This is a genomic window from Flavobacterium sp. CFS9, assembly GCF_041154745.1.
GTDB lineage: Bacteria > Bacteroidota > Bacteroidia > Flavobacteriales > Flavobacteriaceae > Flavobacterium.
In genome coordinates this window covers 511511-528081 of record NZ_AP031573.1, presented here as the reverse complement: position 1 = coordinate 528081, position 16571 = coordinate 511511, and the positions used below count along the sequence as shown (strand labels likewise).

The window sequence follows — 16571 nt, the reverse complement described above, 5'->3', positions numbered from 1 at the left end:
TCTAAGCCGGAAAGAATTGTGTTTGACCTCCATTGGGTAATTCAACTCTAAAATTAAAGAAAATGCAAACGTCTTTTTCGTTTTTAATTCTTGTCGTATTTGGCTACATCAGGCAGTTCGTCTATTGCTTCCTGTTGGTCTATTTTGGAATCCTTCATTTCCAGTAAGACCGAACTTCCTGTAACTTTAGGCGAAAATGCTTTACCTTCAAACGTAATGGGTAAACTTCCATAGCTAAATAATGATTTTGCAGTTTTTCCGGTAACTTGTAAAGCAGCGGGTTTTTCGCCGTCCAATTGTACCTGTATGTCCCAGTCGCCCACCTGAAAATGTGATAAACCACCGTTGTCTGATCTTGTTTTGATTACTCCCGTTTTGCCGTCTTTTATTTGTATGATGGTTAAATATCTGAATTTTTGTTTGGCTTCAGAAGTGATTCCGGCATGCCATTGGTCTTTAAATTCTTTGATTTGACCTTCGTCGTTGGTTACCTTATTCCAGTTGACAGCGGCTTCGTAAAATTGATGGTGTACAGCCATTTTTAGCGGACTGTTGGCAAAAATACTGGCGTTTACATTTCCTAAATCTGTTTGTACCGTGAAGTTTTGCTGTTTGGCATTCGTCGAATTTTGCCCCTCGATGGTATAATACGGACAATGAAACTGAGTAGTCCATTTTACGGGATTTTTAGCTTCCAGTTCATCATACAAAAGAATATAGCCGCCTTCCAGTTGCAGCATATGTCTGCGGTACAAGGTCACACCCGATTCTCCGTAACCGTTTGCTTTATTGGGTACTACGTTTATTTGTTTGAATCTGTTCAGCCAGAAATCACTTTTGATGTCTCCATAAGCATTACTGGCATCTCCTAAAGCGTACTGAATGTGTTGACCGGAAAGAGCTCTTGGGATCCATCCGTAACCTTCTTCTCCAATTTTCTGATTCAGACTGTCGGCTAAAATAGTGTTATAAGCTTTTGAGGATCTGTAGTATAAAAGATTGTGTTTGTCGCTGAAATTACTGTAGTAGCCTGTTCCGCCAAAGAGGACTTTTCCTTTATAATTAATCGTAAAAGCATTTTGGGAAGCATGACCATGACCGGAAGAACCAAACGGACTGCTGAACAAATAACTGCTCAGGGTAGTATTGGCTTTTGACAGATTTTCGTGCATGGCTACGACGCCAACATCAGCAAATTTGCGTGTTTTAGGCAGTTTTTCCGGAGAGACAGCGGGTAAGTTTCTGTTCGGTTTGTAATTCAATAACCTGAAGAATAAAAAATCATCGGTGCCATGATAATAGGACGGATAGTCTCTTTTGATTTCTCCCACATACCAGTTCAGATAAGGATTATTCATTCGGTACGTCAGGGCATCAGCAAACCATGCTTCACCTTTTACGATATACGGAATGTTTTCCCACATGTCACCAATTGCGGTACTCGCGGCACCGTTTAGATGTGTGTACAGCATGTAATATGGAAGATTTTGCATCCAGGGCAGTTGAAAATAATCGACACCGCTAAAATCACCAAACATTTGCGAAAGGTAAACAATCGATTTAAAGTTGACTCTGAAATAACCGTTTCCTTCATGCCAGCCGCCATCGGTAGTGCCCAAGACCGGAAAACGCGCCGACCAGACTTCGTACATGTAGGCAAGCCATTCTTTGGCTTCCGGAACATCATTAATTACGGCTACGGTTGCGATGGCAAGGTTGCGTAAGGTGATTTGCCAAACATGATTGTCGCTTACATGCAGCTCAAAACGATTGGGCAAATGGTCGTAAACCCTTTTGGCTCTGATCGTAATGATGTTTTTGAAGGTTTCTTTTTCCTGAGGAGTTAAAAAATCATAACCGCTGTCGTAAAACCATCCCAAGGCTTCCAGTACGGCACCGCTTGTAAAATCATCACCGGTTGCTAATCCGTCAGGATTCATACCGGCGATGTTTAAGGCTCTGCGTTTGGCATCTAAAATGAAGCGTTTGTCTTTGGTGAGCTGATAGGCGATACATAAATTTCGAACAGGGTTTCCAACAGCATCTCCAAAACCGTGATACATTCTTTCTATAATAATTTTTTTCTCTAACGGATTTTTGCCTGTGGTATCAATTACTCTCTGCGGTTTCTCTGTGGGAAGAGGAGCCAGCATTAGCTTTTCTGCGAAAGCAATAAATTTTTTAGCTTCGGGATTGTTCAGATTGTTGCGGTAAAAGTCTTCTCCAATACGGTTCATGTCCCACAAAAGAGGGTGTGCGCCTTCGTTTCGTTTAAGGACTTCCGCAATTGGAGGCGATACTTTTTGGGAAGCATATTTCGCATCCACAACGAAATCATAAACCGGAGACCAGGTCCATTGATTGCTGCCCTTTAAAGCATAACCATACTTCCAGTACCATTTTCCGGCTTTTAAACTCTGATGCAGGGGATAAACTGCCCAGCGCTGTTCGGAACTGGTGAGCAGGTCTTTACTAAAGTTCGTATCGCTTGCCAGCATTACTTTGTAACGTATATTGCCAATATTAGGATCTTCAGGAATATCACTCCCACTTTCCATTGGGGTTACCATTTTTTTGCCGTTGGTTCCCGGCCAAAGCAGAGCGGGAGCATTGGTGGGTACCGTGATTCCGTTTACAGGATAGGGCCATTCGCGCACTCTTGAATGCAGCTTTTCGGCGGTCAGTTTTAGAATTGCCGATGGCTGTTGACTAAAAGCAGGCAACAATATAAGTGATGCGGCTAATGAGAATATTTTTTTCTGAATCATATTATTTTTTCTTTAGACCAATTTATAATCCGGATTGAAATGAATCTCCGTTCTCTCTGCACCATTTTTTTAAATAACGACGCATGGCCATTAGGTCTTTTTTGTATGCCTTGTTGACGGCCAGATTGGTGATTTCTCCGGGATCAGTGCTGAGATCGAAAAGCTGTTCTTTTAAGTCGCCTTTGTTGTACACTATGTATTTGAGATTTTGAGTAATGACAGCACGTCCGCTAATGTTTAAGAGCTCTTCGTTATCGGCAAAATCGGTTTCGATAACCAAAGTATCACGCAGATTTTCTGATGGATTGGTTATTCTTTTACTGAGGTCAATTCCTTTTAAATATTTTGGTTTTGGTATTTCGGTGAAGCCGCAAATGGTTGGAATAACGTCTGTGCCGTTGCAAACCAGAAGATTGTCGGTGCACGGTTTCCATTCGCCTATTTTTGAAATGATAAAAGGTATTTTGGCGGATTCTTCATATAGTATCTGTTTTTGGTTCCAACTGTGTCCGGCATATCCGTCACCGTGATCTGCTGTGAAAATAATAATCGTATTTTTTTCGATGTTGTATTTTTTCAAAGAGGCGAGTACCATTTCGATGTAACTGTCTACTTTTTCAACTAAGCGATTGTAAGCCCAGCGGTATTGGCGCCATTGATCTGCTGTCCAGTTTACGGTCGGGTAGGTTCTGAAACTTACTTTTTGCTGATCACGGACAATTTTAGGTTCGTAATCGGGGATTTTCCAGTTGGCCGGCAATTGCGGACACTGATCGGCTGGTGGCGCTTTTTCTAATACATCCATTTTCAGATCCTCGTTGCGCGCCCATTCGCAAATGTCATGGGGATTTAAAAAGGAGGCAACCAAAAGAAATGGGGTGTTTTTATTTTCCTTAATGAAACGAGCACAAAAGGAAGGTGTGGCAGCATCGTTGTAATCCTGAAAACTGGTGTTTTCGATGTACTCAAAACCATGCTGACTTTTCTTGGCAGAGGGAACGGGAAGGTGCCATTTGCCTACATAACCGGTTTTATATCCTCCGTTTTGAAAAATTTTCCCCATCATTAGTAAATCATCAGGCCATTGACCGTCTTTTTCGGGAGCGTTGCCTGTGAAGCCGGTTTCAAAAGGCATTTTTCCACTCATGAGGGCGGTGCGTGACGGAGTGCATAAAGGCTGGGCGCAATAGGCTTTGGTAAAACGGACTCCATTTTGCGCAAGTTTGTCCATGGCCGGGGTATAGAGATCTTTGTTTCCTGCAATACTCATAGCATCGGCAGTTTGCTGATCGGTCATGATGATCAGGATGTTCGGACGTGTGGTTTGGGCATCACTGAAAAAAGGAATGTTTATGATTCCCAATAGCCATACAAGTCCTATGCTTTTTCGAAACATCATATCTGCCTGATTTAAATAGATTATTTTATAGGTTGTTAATTCTTAAATACAAAAACGAATTTAAGGATCAGGCTTCAATTGGGGTTTTGAATTTGTTTAAAATGATATTAAATTTAGTTAAAACCTTTAATAATGGGCAATTAGTGAGGTGATTCTTAAAAATATTTGCTCGCAGAGACGCGAAGCCGCAAAGTTTCTTGCCACAGATTAAATGGATTAGAATGATACGTTGTTTGTGTGGATTTTGCTGGCAGAGACGCAAAGTCGGAAAGTTTTTTACGCAGTGCGTTTAGGCAATTTACTAAGATCTTTGCGCCTTCGCGAGTATATTCTTTTATGTCGTACTGCATTTCAGATTTTTAAATTTCTGAAAGGCATTGGCGCAGGCGCCCAATAATCCGGCTCTGTTGCCCAGATCGGCTGCAACTATACGGGTGTGTGCAAAGGCAATGGGGATGGCAAAGGTTTTGACTCTGTGGGTTAATTCGTCAATATAAAACTGACCTGCTTCGCTGATACCTCCTCCAATGATTACTTTTTGCGGACTGAAGATGTTGACAAAATTAACAATTCCGGCAGCCAGGTAATCAAAATGATGCTCCATGGTTTTTATCGCATGATTTTCTCCGGCAAGGTATTTTTCGATTATGGTTTTACCGTCAATATTTTCGTCTGCGGCAGGATTTTGAGATTGATAGTATTTGATTAAAGCGGTTACAGAAGCATAGGTTTCCAGACAGCCTCGTCCACCGCAATTGCAAGGAATACCATTTTGCTGAATGACCGTATGTCCTAATTCACCACCGCGATTTTTGAAACCGCTGTACAGACCTTTATTGATCATGATGGCACCGCCAATTCCGGTTCCAATGGTCAGAAAAACAGCATCGGTACTGTCTTTGGCTGCTCCGTAAATCAATTCGGCAAGCCCCATTAAGTTAGCATCACTATCAATTACAACAGCATGTCCTGTTAAATCATTTAGAATTTTCCCTAAAGCTAATTGTTCGAAACCGGGTAAGTTAACACCTCCGCCAATGATAATGTCATTTTCAATCAGACCCGGAAAACCAATTCCGATTCCGACAATGGGTTCGTTTAACTGATCGGTACATTGTGTGATCGCATCGACCATTAAGCTGATGATTTCTTTTTCGGTGCGGGCTTCTTTTAAGGATACTATAAATGAAAATAAAATTTCTCCGAGTTCATTCACAACGCCACATTTCAGTGAAGTACCGCCAATGTCTATTCCAATAGCGTACGATTTTGACATTTGTGCATCATTTTTGGTAACCATAATGTTCCTTTTTATTTTTAGTGTTTTCTTTTCTCTTACAAACAATTAATGCAGAACAAAGTTCTGCATTAACGGTTATAAACTTATTCATTTCTAAATAATGTTTCATCATTTATTTCTAATAATTTAAACGATTCAAAATAACTGTAATCTTTTTCATTATCATTTTGTTGTTGTGCATGATTTTTTACTTCATTGCGATGTGCTCAAATTAATTTTATCTAACGGTTTAGAAACAGTATTTGTTTAGTACTTGGGATTCTGACGTGTGATGCTTTTATTCACATCGGTTTCATTTTGCGGATAAGGGTATAATTCGTGCTTGCCCGCCACAAAGTTGGTAATGGCCGGGAAAAAGTAAGTCGATCGGATTTGCTTTACTGCAGCGCTTGTTTCGATTAGTTTATCAGATAAGATTCCCCATCGGATCAAATCGGCTCTTCGCATTCCTTCTCCCGAAAGTTCCCAGGCTCTTTCTTGCTGAACGGCTTTAAGGAAATTGTCTTTGTTTAGACCGGTTGCTAAATTCATTTCGGCTGTAGTTGGTTTCGCTAATAATCTTGCGGTTGCAGTTGCTCCGGTACCTTTTCCGTCTGTAGTGGTAATGGTTACCGTTGGAGCAGTGGTATAACCATCTCCGGAACGTAACATCCCGATGGTATTGATTCCTCCTGAAGAAAGATTGATTACTGCCGCTGCCGCATCGGTTCCGCCGCCACCTGTGATTTGTATTAAAACATTGGCTGCATTGGTATATCCGGAACCTTTTGTTTTTAAGTCAACAGCAATTCGGCTTCCCTGTATGTCGGCACCAAAGGCTCTTTTGCGAACCTGATTGATGGCATCGTAAGCAATGGTATTTGGGCCTTCGTTTAATTCGTTTTCTACCTCAGCACGCATCAGCAGCAAATCGGAATAGCGCATGATGACCCAATTGATGTGTGTGTAAACTCTTTCTGCCGTTGCATTGGTTTGATATTCTCTGCTCCATTTACCAACGGTCCATCTTTCATCCTGATTGGTGGTTAAAAGCGGAAGTTTGTTTCCTAAATTGTTGATGGAGTAGGTGGCAATTGAAAAGTCTCTGCGCTGATCGGCGGGATTAAAACTATTGTAGAACGGTTTTGGAACTAAACATCTCGAAATGTTGGAGGGATAAAAACCACTGGCTGTAGCGGGACCGTTGAAGTTACCCACCCAGGAAGCGTTTCCTAAGTTTCCTGACGGATTATAAAAAGCAACCTGAAAAATATTCTCGGTAGGTTCCAGTACATGCTGACACTGGTTTTTAAAAATTTTAGCGTAGGATGGGTTTAGTTTGTACGGATTCTGCGCCATAACCTCATTGATTTGCTGCTGAGCCAGTTTGTAATAGTCTTTATAGTTGGAAGGACGATTCATTGTTCCGTCTGCGTTTAAAGAATATCCTCCGGCAAATAAAGCTATTCTGGCCAGCATGGCTTTGGCTCCCCATTTGTTGATGCGCTCGTCTGTTGGCAGCTGTTCCGGAAGGAGAAGTGAGGCCTCGGTCATGTCTTTGATGATCTGGGTATAAATTTCCTGACGGTCTACAAGGGCTCCTTTTAAGTTATTGCCGGATTGTGAGCTTTTTGTTTTAAACGGAACATCTCCCCATAAACGCACGAGTTCTGAATAATAGAAACCACGAAGGAATTTCGCTTCACCCAGGTATCGGTTTAGCTGCTCTTTCTGAGTTGCATTGCCGTTTGAAAAAAGATCCATTTGCGGAATTCTTTCGATTACTACATTGGCTCTGTCTATTCCTTCATACAATTTACTCCAAACGGTGTAGAACGTATTGGTTTGAGAAATTCCCTGATAGTGTGCTATCGTTCTCCAGTCATCGGCACCAATTCCGCTCATTTGTTCGATATCCGTATCAGCATCAAAAATTAACGAAATGTTCCATCCATAACTGTCCATGGACGACATGGTTTCGTAAACTCCAAGCGTAGCCATGTTGGCTTCGTTGGTATTGGAGAAAAAGTTAGCCGTGGTAAAGTAAGAATAGGGGGTAACCTCAAGCTCTTTATCACAGGAATTAAGCGGTAATAAGAGGCAGGTAATACCGGCTGCTATAAGTGTTTTGCGGGAAAATATATTGTTTTTCATCTTTGTAAACTTTAAATTATAGCGAAATATTTAATCCTGTAATAAACGATTTGCTTCTAGGGTATGCACTAAAATCGACTCCTCGGGTAATGGCATTGTTGAGTACACTTACTTCGGGATCATAGCCTGAGTACTTGGTAAATACATAAAGATTGTAAGCTGTAAAATAAACTCTCAAATTAGAGATTTTAGATTTTTTAAGCCATTCTTTCGGCAAGGTGTATCCCAGACTAATATTGTTGATTCTTAAAAACGAACCGTCCTCAATAATATCGCTGTACAACCGTCCCGTAGTATTTCCGTTGAAGGCAGGATTGGTTTTTCCTTCGTTAAGTGCAGCCAGTTCAGTAGGATCGGTTACACGCTGTCCCGCTGCATTAATAGTAGTCCATCTGTCTGCATAAATTGCCAGTGTGTTTAAGTTGTCGAGATTCAGTCTTGAATTGTTTAATACGTTGGCGTTATAAATGTCGTTTCCTACTGTAAAATCAAGGAATATGCTCAAATCAATTCCTTTGTAACTAAACGTATTGTTCAGACCTCCTGTATATTTAGGATTGGCATCTCCTATGATGGTTCGGTCCAAGTCATTAATTACACCATCCGGGGTACCATTAGGACCGCTGATGTCTTTGAATTTAATAAAGCCGGGCTGTACCACAATATTATCACTTACTACACCCGGCTTTAGTGTGTACGTACTGGTTGTTGCATTGTAATCGAAATCATTTACCTGATACAAACCGTCTCTCACATAACCGTACATTACACCTACCGGTTTTCCAACTTGTAAAATGTAGTCGTTTCTGTCCGTATAACTGTTGGTAATAAGTGAATTTTCGCCCTCGCTCAGACTTAATACTTTGGTTTTATTAAAAGCAATATTAAGGGTGGAACTCCAATTAAAGCTATTGGTTTTTACGTTTATTGTATTTAATGTGAATTCGATACCGCGATTAGAAGTGGCTCCAATGTTCTGAAATTGTTTCTTAAAACCGGAACTTGCCGGAACGCGGGTGTTGTATAATAAATCTTTAGAACGGTTTTCATAGAGTTCTGTAGTAAGCGCTATTCTTTGCTTGAAAAAACCTAAGTCAAAACCGATGTTGGTCGATTTTGTGGCCTCCCATTTTAAGTAAGGATTAGGAAGATTGTTTTGAAATGCCGTAATGTTCATTTGATTGTTCAGAGGATAAGATCCTGAATTAAAGATCCCCAAAGCTGCATAATTGGCAATTCGGTTATTTCCGGCTTCACCATAACTCAAACGAAGTTTTAGATCAGAAAAGACAGGTAATTTCTCCATGAAAGGCTCTTCGATGATTCTCCAGGCTGCGGAAACCGAAGGGAAGTAACCCCATTGACTTTCTGTTCCGAATTTAGAAGATCCATCAGCTCTTAACGTGGCAGACAATAAATATTTGTTTTTGAACGAATAATTGGCTCTTCCAAAGAAGGACAGCATTTTGTCGTCTTCTGCATAAGTTGATGGAATTCCGGCAATTGTGCCCAGCTGTAATTTGTCCCAGCTTAAATTAACCTCCGGAAAGGCCGAGGCTGTAGCCGTAATTCCTTCGGCATAATTATAAATATATTCTTGTCCGAGAGAAGCATCAAATTTGTGTTTTTTGCCGAAAGTTTTGTTGTACGTCAGAACGTTGTTGTAATTTAATCGGGTACTTATATTGTGTGTCACCCCACCATTTGCACCACCGCTTCTGATGGCTTGTATACCTCTGGAATCATTAAAATATTTGCTTTTCATGCTGTTGTCTGTATAATTTACCAATCCGCGATAGATTAAACTGGGTGTGATATTGTATTGCAGCTGTAAGCTCATATTGATCGATCGGGTAATAGCTTCTCTTTCCTGGCTGTCGATTGTAATCAGCGGACTCTGGAATGTTGGAGAATCCTGATTGTCCAGCGGATCTACGGTTAGGGTTTTAAGATCTTCATCAGATCCTGTTTTTCCAATGGTCGGTCTGTACTGCAATAAATTCTGTAGCATGCTTAAACGCGCATTTCCTCCATCGTTTGTTGATAATCCGGTTATTTTTTGATTGGAGTAGTTGACAATAGCGGTGACAGTAAATTTTTTGCTGATGGAATTGGTTACGTTTAGTTTTGCAATATTTTTTACCGAAGCACTTCCCAACATAATTCCCTGATCATTATTCACCGAGTAAAAAGCATTGTATTTGGTATCATTCTCCCCACCGCTGATGCTTAGTTTGTGGTATTGACTTTCCACAGCGTTTCCAAAAACCTCATCCTGCCAGTTAATTCCCAGTCGGTTTTGGTAAAGACCTTCAAGCTGATCGTAAGTACCAAAAGCATTTACAAACTTTTGCATTCTGGCATCATCGGTTGCTGCTTCATACATTAATTGGGTGTATTGGTAAGGATTCATTACCGGAAGGGTTTTGGCAATAGTCTTTATCCCGGCATAAGTGTCATAACTTAAAGTGAGTTTTCCTCCCTTTGCTTTTTTGGTGGTTACCAACACCACTCCGTTAGCCCCTTGCGCACCATAAATAGAAGTCGAAGAAGCGTCTTTTAGCACATCGATTGATTCAATATCCATCGGATCTAAAAAGCTCAATCCTCCGGTTTGGGCTACACCGTCGACCACATACAAAGGCTCGTTGCTTTGTGTAATCGAAGTTCCGCCTCTGATTCTGAGAGAGGGTTCAGATCCGGGTGTACCATCAGACATCGTAACCTGCATACCGGCAATACGTCCCTGCAATGCCTGTGCCACATTTTGAACCGGAATTTTAGCAAGCTCCTGTCCTTTAACAGAAGAAATAGCTCCCGTAAGATCTTTTCTCGCTTTGGTTCCGTAACCTACTACAACTACCTCATCAAGATTGTTCGCGTCGTCGAGTAGTTTAATATTGATAAGCGTTCTGTTTCTCACAGGTTCTTCTTTAGATTTAGTTCCGATGAACGAAAAGACTAAGATCGCATTTGGTTTTACCTTAATTTGATAATCGCCGTCCATGGCAGTAACAGTGGCATTTTTGGTTCCTTTTTCAGAAACAGTTGCTCCGGGCATAGGCATGTTCTGAGCATCCGTTACCACACCTTTTACGGTAATAATATCCTGCCCGTACATTACTTTGCAGGTGGCAAACAGCAAAAATAAAAATAGAGTCCTTTTCATAATTTTTTTTAAACCGGAATAAGGGGAACCTTATTTCCTAATTGATGTTATATAAGTTGATATCAGATCTTGCTAAATGAATTTATCATCACTCTTTTGTCTTATTGTTCTTATGACTGTTGAGCGGGCTCGATCGAAATTCCGAATTACCGTTGTAATAAGTTTGGGATCAATTATTGGTGCATACTCTTGTTTGACAAATCGCCTTCATTATTTTATTGGGCGAAAATTATAACAATTTATTAACTCCTTAAATTCGCAACGGAATTTTCCGCCTGACAATTAAAAATAGATTCTGTAGTTTCTGGTTCATTTTTTTGGAATTGGTCATGTTTTTTTGATTTAATAAAAACAAATATATAAATCGACTATAGAGGACAGTTTTGAAAATGTCCAAATTACTATTGATTTTGATGAATGGAGTTTTTAAAACCCTTGTTATTACTGGTGTAATTGAAATTTTTGAATGTTTTTATGATTCTGTTTTTGGCACAAAAGCGCTGTTTTTACTGCGCTGTTCTGTGATTACCTGTGTTGGGTAAAAGTTAAATTAAAGACAATAACAGATTAACGAAAACGATGTAATTTTTAATGAATGTATGAAGGAAAGAAAGCAGTTTGTCACTCCCTTTTCAGATAAAACTGACTAAAGCAGTAAGGGTGTTTGTTTTTTTGTACAAGCAAAATAGCGGGTTGGGTTGTATTGGATAATCAGGGTGAAGGAATTTTTATTTGATGGCGCAAAAGATGTCGCTCCTTTGGAGCTTTGTTTGGGTGTTGTTTGTAAATATTCTTTTGCTATATAGATGTTGCTCCTTTGGGGCTTTACTTGATGTGCTGCTTCTATGAAGTGTTTTTTCGGTAGATTTTTCAGAAAAAAAGCGCCTAAATTTAGACGCCTTTGCATTACATAATATTTTTATGGGAATTAGAAAATCTTAATTATTCAGATTTGTTTTTACCTCGTTTACCTTACCATTAATTTGTAAACTGAGATCAAGAATGCCTTTTTCGAAATTATTGTTTGTGTTTAGTTTAAGGCTAATTTCAGGAGGTTTATTTCCTTCATAAGGATATACCACCGTAATAAAACTCTGTGTCACTCCATTGGTTTTAGCCTTTTCGAAAACAAAAGCCGGACGTGAAATTTCTTTTGCATATTGATAAGAAACTTTGCCTTCTTCTTCGTTTAAAGCCACTTTATTGGTGTTTAAGGATTGAATCAAAAGATTGTTGCCGTCTTCGTAAGTAGTCGTAACACTATTGTTTGTTTTGTTGAAAACAGGTTTGCTGTCTTCTTTTAATTGAAAATGAACCCCTAAGTTTCCGGTAGCTTTTCCAATCGCCTGATCAAGAATCAAAAAGTACTTCTGATCTATAAAAAGAACAGTACGTTGATGGTTTAAGTCAGTATAACTTGGATTAGTATAGGTTAATATATCCAGATTTTTTGAGGTACTCCATTTATTTTCAACAGCTTTGGTAATGACCATGTTCTGATTGTCGAGTGTTAACGTACTGTGTACCTTGGTTTGACGAAACCAGTTTCTCATTTTGGTTACCTCAGCATCTCCGCTGTAAATATAACAGCCGGTGTCCGGTGTAAAATTGCGTCCTTTTACCCAAAGTTCAAAAGTACCGTTATCCGGTTGTGCATGAAATTCAGCAGAAGGTCCCGCTTTAACAATCATAACAGTCGATTGTTCGTTCCATCCGTTTCTAAAAGTATAAAAACCTCCGTCTGGCAAGGCGTGGGATTTGTAATCGGGTAATTTTCCTTCGGCTCCGGCGGTACCAAAATAGTGAAGAAGTCCGTTTTCAGGGAACATTTTTGCCCAAGTCAGAAATTGTTTAATTCGCGCATTTTTATCAAACGTCCATGAATCGCCAAACATAGGCGTACTGTAATCAGGGAAAGAGAGGTTAGCGGTTGCAACTATCATTTTTTCGATGGTCTTGCTGTAAGATTCCGGAAATTCTTTTTCGACTCCGGCCATTTTAGCCGATTTATACGCTTTTAAAAAGATGTCAATACAGGCAACGTGATAAATGGGTGAGAGTTCCCATTGCATCCCGTCAGGAAGAACTTGTAATTTGATTTCACGATTGAGTATTTCAATGCCGCTTTTGCGCCATTCTTCCGCTGCTTTGAGTTCGGGAAAAGAAGCTCCTGCTCCCAAAACACGCTGTGCTTCAAATAATAAATGATTGCCTTCTTTGCTGTAGTTTTTAGGGATATAGGCCGTCTGCTTCGAAAAACTGTTCAGGAATTCCATAAGAAAAGCAGGGGTAAAATGTGCCGAAACCACAAATAAATTGAAGGTTCCCGGAAGGCTTTGTATGCGTTCTGATACTTCTAACGGACGCCAGGCAATCTGATCGTTTTCTTTTGAACGTCCTAAATAGTTTTTCTTCTCCCAATCGCGAAATTGAAAGATCCATTCTTTGGCGTATTTTTCGTCGGCGCTGCTTCTGTAAGCCATTCCCATGGGCTGCCACCAGGTAACGCGGTGAAGCTGCCAGCGTACTTCATTGTCTTTGACTGGCCAGAAATCCCAGTTAATATCGGTTCCGTAATCAAAATAGCCATAACCTTTGTGAGGCTGAAACTGATGCAATAAAGCATTATCGGCCTTTAATTGATTGGCTTTTCCGATATCTTTCCCTCTAAATCGGGCTTCATCACCCACATTAAAATCAGGATTTTTGATGTTTTTTCGCTCGCGGTAATACGTAAGCAAGGCTCTTGCGGCTTCATCGTATTTGCCGGAATTGTAAAGCTGATTTACTTTTTCTAAGCCCGGATAGTACAGGTTGACCACATTAAAACTTTCCTTGTTCACGGGATTTTCCTGAGCATGGGAAAAATAAAAGGTGGTGAACAGGAATAATAAGGTTATTGTTTTGGTTAGATTTTTCATTAGTGTTTGTTATTGTTTCATTAGTTTGACGGTTTTCTTTTGTTTGCCCTGACGTATTTCAGCTAGGTATATTCCCGGGCTCCAGTCACTTCCAAGACTGATTGTTTGTCCGTAATCTGATTTTAAGGTGTTGATACGTTTTCCCAAAGTATCGAATACATTTACAAAAATAGCCAGTCCCGGTTCACCTGTAACATTCATTTTGAAATCGGCCTTTGAAGGATTGGGAGCGACGATCACTTGTAACTCTTTTGAAGATTGTTCAGAAGGATCATTGATTCCTAAGGAGGATGTTTTTACCAATTCTGTTTGAATCGTTAATCCGTTTATGGTGTTGAAGGTCACTTCTGTATTTGTGCCATTAGTATTGGCGGTTACATTGGAAGAAGGTGTTGTAAGTTGCCACTGACCCGCCAACGTTAATTTTACCGGATCTGCTTGTGCGACTCTGTTTAAAATGGAATTTTGACTGCTAATCTGACTCCAGGTATAAGTTTCATTAGATGCCAACAATCCTAAATTTGGATTGGTAAGGCTAACTTTCAACTTATTCCCATTGTCCGTTTTCTGAGTCATCACAGCCGCCGGTTTGTTTACACTTACCACTACATCATAACTAAATACGGTTACCGGAGTAAAAATAACATAGCCAAATATAGCATCCGGCAAGTATTGTACAATGTGTGCCTGACTGTTTTGATGATAGATTTTAAAATAAGTAGCAAAATTACCAGCCACTTGCTGTGTACCGGTTTTGCCGCCTTGCAGCACCACAGCATATTGAAATTTGGCCGATACCGGTGCAACACCATGATTGATAAAAGCAGTAGTAAAATTGCCGCTCGTATTGGCTGTATTACTGTTGTTACGAGAGTTTTGTTCGAGTCGGTTAACAGTTATGGCATCCGCATTGCTTGAATTTGCGGGAAAAACGTAGCCATTGCCCAAGGCATCTGTTGCCCAGAAAGCCCCCGTTTGGGTCAGTGTAAACGTATTGCCCGTTGTAGAGGTGCCATTTATATAAGTTGCTGTTGCTGTGTTAGCAAGTGCTGTTTGAAACAAAGTGGTATGAATAGGGTAGGTTCCGTTTGTATCTCTAATATTGGAACCCAGACAAAGAATCATATTTTTAAAGAAAAAATTAGATTTTAGCGCCGTCATTCCGGTAGCCGAATTGTAATCTTTATAATCCATCCCAAAAACACCGTTGTGGTCTAAAGAACCGACTGCCAGAAACGATTTTCCGTTCATTTCCCTCATAGTACCCGTTTCAAGTACATGTAACGGAAGGTAAGCAACCGTTGTTCCGGGAAGATGAGACCAATCCCATCCGTTTTCGGTATAACCGTTTGAGCTTCGGGTCACAGGAGTTCCGCTGGTTAGTAATTCTAAAGCACCAGCGGAAGTATATCTTCCGAAAACATTTTCTGTGGCAGAATCCTCAAAATGCCAAATGTGTTTGCTCGTCCCTTTTACACTCGCCTGAAAACCATTGTATTTGTGGATGCTCAGACCGGCAAAAGGAAAATTAAACTGTCCTTCGGTTATTTCCGGAAGCGGGCTAAGTCCCGAGTTTAAAGTTTGCAGTAGGTCCATAACACCGCCGGGTGTATAGACCAATGTGATCGATAACGCATTTTGTCTTAGTAAATTGGTATTAGCGGTTGCAGAAAGCCCCCAAAGACGAACAAATTCTCTTCCTGCTTCCAGATTGGCTACGGGGTCGGCCACGTATAAAAATGCCAGTGCAGGTCGTAAATCGTTAAGCGCATCCGTGTTGGTGAAGAATCTTCCGGCAAGCCCCAAAGGCATTTCAAAACCTTTACTGAATTTACTGTAGTTTAAAATGGCACTTTTTAGATTGCTTTGTGCTTCACTGCTTAGTTCGTAAGCTGTATTTTTCAGCATCATATTCATAATCGAAGACTGATGTAGAGCATCTACTCCATACGAGTTCGAATAAGCGCCTCTGTGGTGATAGGTAATAAAATCAGGTTTAATACAGTCGTTCCAGCCATGGCTTATTTTGAGAGCATGGTCAATAAAACGTTTCAGAAAATCCATATCTGTAACTTTTGTGCCTGAAGTATCATCCTGAGCGAGTACATAACAAAGACGTTGCTGAACTGAAGATCGGATAATATCTGAATTGAAACCGGGATTGGTAAAATTAAAATTAGGATAATCCGGAGCAATAAAAGCGGTTAACGTTTTAAGCGCTCCCAAATGATGTGCAAATTCTCCCGCAGCTACCAGTTCGTCTTTCATTAAAAAAACGGCAGTAGCATAGCCCGAAGAACGAAGACACACCCCGTGGCCACTGCTGATAACCTCTTCGGTAGCGGGAATAGAGAGGTAAGCAAAATCAGTAGTACTGCTGATCCCTTTTGCTTTCATATAATTAAAAAGTGCTAAGATAGCATCTCGCAGTGCAGTACTGTGATAGTCAGGATTAGGACTGGTGGCTGATCCTTTCAACTGGTATAAAAAGACCAATCGGATGAGTTTTTGCTCCACCAATACCTGATAGGCATTTTGGTCTGCACTAACCGTAAAATTCCATGCCGGACCCGGATTAGTAAAGTCATATGCGGAAAGGTTTTTGGCGGCTATACCATTAGTGAGGTAACGACTGTATCTTTCGTTGACTTCTGTTTTAGAATAATCGAGATTCTCGCCCGTGAGCCAGTTTCTATATTTGACGGCAATCTCATTTACAACACTCAACTGAGCGTACGAAAAGTTAAAAACTAAGGCCATTAGCCCAACGGATAAAAGGAATTTTTTGTGCATAAGAGTGGTTATTAATAGATTAGTAGTTAGTAATTTATTGTATTCTTAGCAACTAACCCGCAAGACTTCTGATCGTTTAAATCAGAGG

8 protein-coding genes are annotated in these 16571 nt (G+C 40.3%); all 8 read right to left on the bottom strand.

Annotated features, from left to right (window positions below; all coding sequences use genetic code 11):
* Positions 1-83: 83 nt before the first annotated feature.
* Positions 84-2768, bottom strand: a complete 2685-nt coding sequence (locus tag ACAM30_RS02100; RefSeq protein ID WP_369617013.1) for a DUF4962 domain-containing protein — start codon at positions 2766-2768, stop codon at positions 84-86.
* A gap of 22 nt (positions 2769-2790) precedes the next feature.
* The gene (locus tag ACAM30_RS02095; RefSeq protein WP_369617012.1) at positions 2791-4167 is read right to left on the bottom strand and encodes a sulfatase; all 1377 of its coding nucleotides are present in this window, start codon (positions 4165-4167) and stop codon (positions 2791-2793) included.
* 334 nt (positions 4168-4501) lie between these two features.
* Positions 4502-5467, bottom strand: a complete 966-nt coding sequence (locus ACAM30_RS02090; RefSeq protein ID WP_369617011.1) for an ROK family protein — start codon at positions 5465-5467, stop codon at positions 4502-4504.
* A gap of 246 nt (positions 5468-5713) precedes the next feature.
* Positions 5714-7600, bottom strand: a complete 1887-nt coding sequence (locus ACAM30_RS02085; protein WP_369617010.1) for a RagB/SusD family nutrient uptake outer membrane protein — start codon at positions 7598-7600, stop codon at positions 5714-5716.
* A 16-nt stretch (positions 7601-7616) separates the two neighbouring features.
* Complete coding sequence (locus ACAM30_RS02080; RefSeq protein ID WP_369617009.1) at positions 7617-10769, bottom strand: SusC/RagA family TonB-linked outer membrane protein; 3153 nt, start codon at positions 10767-10769, stop codon at positions 7617-7619.
* Between the two features lie 646 nt (positions 10770-11415).
* A complete protein-coding gene (locus tag ACAM30_RS02075; protein WP_369617008.1) occupies positions 11416-11676 on the bottom strand; it encodes a hypothetical protein in 261 nt (86 codons plus the stop codon).
* A 31-nt stretch (positions 11677-11707) separates the two neighbouring features.
* Positions 11708-13690 (bottom strand): heparin-sulfate lyase HepC, encoded by a 1983-nt coding sequence (hepC, locus tag ACAM30_RS02070; protein ID WP_369617007.1) that lies wholly within the window; start codon positions 13688-13690, stop codon positions 11708-11710.
* 9 nt (positions 13691-13699) lie between these two features.
* Complete coding sequence (locus tag ACAM30_RS02065; RefSeq protein ID WP_369617006.1) at positions 13700-16483, bottom strand: polysaccharide lyase family 8 super-sandwich domain-containing protein; 2784 nt, start codon at positions 16481-16483, stop codon at positions 13700-13702.
* Positions 16484-16571: the final 88 nt, after the last annotated feature.

What these genes read in the sequence shown, in the direction of transcription:
- ACAM30_RS02085 (WP_369617010.1), bottom strand. Translation starts at nt 7,600, where the DNA reads ATGAAAAACAATATATTTTCCCGCAAAACACTTATAGCAGCCGGTATT.
- ACAM30_RS02075 (WP_369617008.1), bottom strand. Translation starts at nt 11,676, where the DNA reads ATGCAAAGGCGTCTAAATTTAGGCGCTTTTTTTCTGAAAAATCTACCG.
- ACAM30_RS02080 (WP_369617009.1), bottom strand. Translation starts at nt 10,769, where the DNA reads ATGAAAAGGACTCTATTTTTATTTTTGCTGTTTGCCACCTGCAAAGTA.
- ACAM30_RS02095 (WP_369617012.1), bottom strand. Translation starts at nt 4,167, where the DNA reads ATGATGTTTCGAAAAAGCATAGGACTTGTATGGCTATTGGGAATCATA.
- hepC (WP_369617007.1), bottom strand. Translation starts at nt 13,690, where the DNA reads ATGAAAAATCTAACCAAAACAATAACCTTATTATTCCTGTTCACCACC.
- ACAM30_RS02090 (WP_369617011.1), bottom strand. Translation starts at nt 5,467, where the DNA reads ATGGTTACCAAAAATGATGCACAAATGTCAAAATCGTACGCTATTGGA.
- ACAM30_RS02065 (WP_369617006.1), bottom strand. Translation starts at nt 16,483, where the DNA reads ATGCACAAAAAATTCCTTTTATCCGTTGGGCTAATGGCCTTAGTTTTT.
- ACAM30_RS02100 (WP_369617013.1), bottom strand. Translation starts at nt 2,768, where the DNA reads ATGATTCAGAAAAAAATATTCTCATTAGCCGCATCACTTATATTGTTG.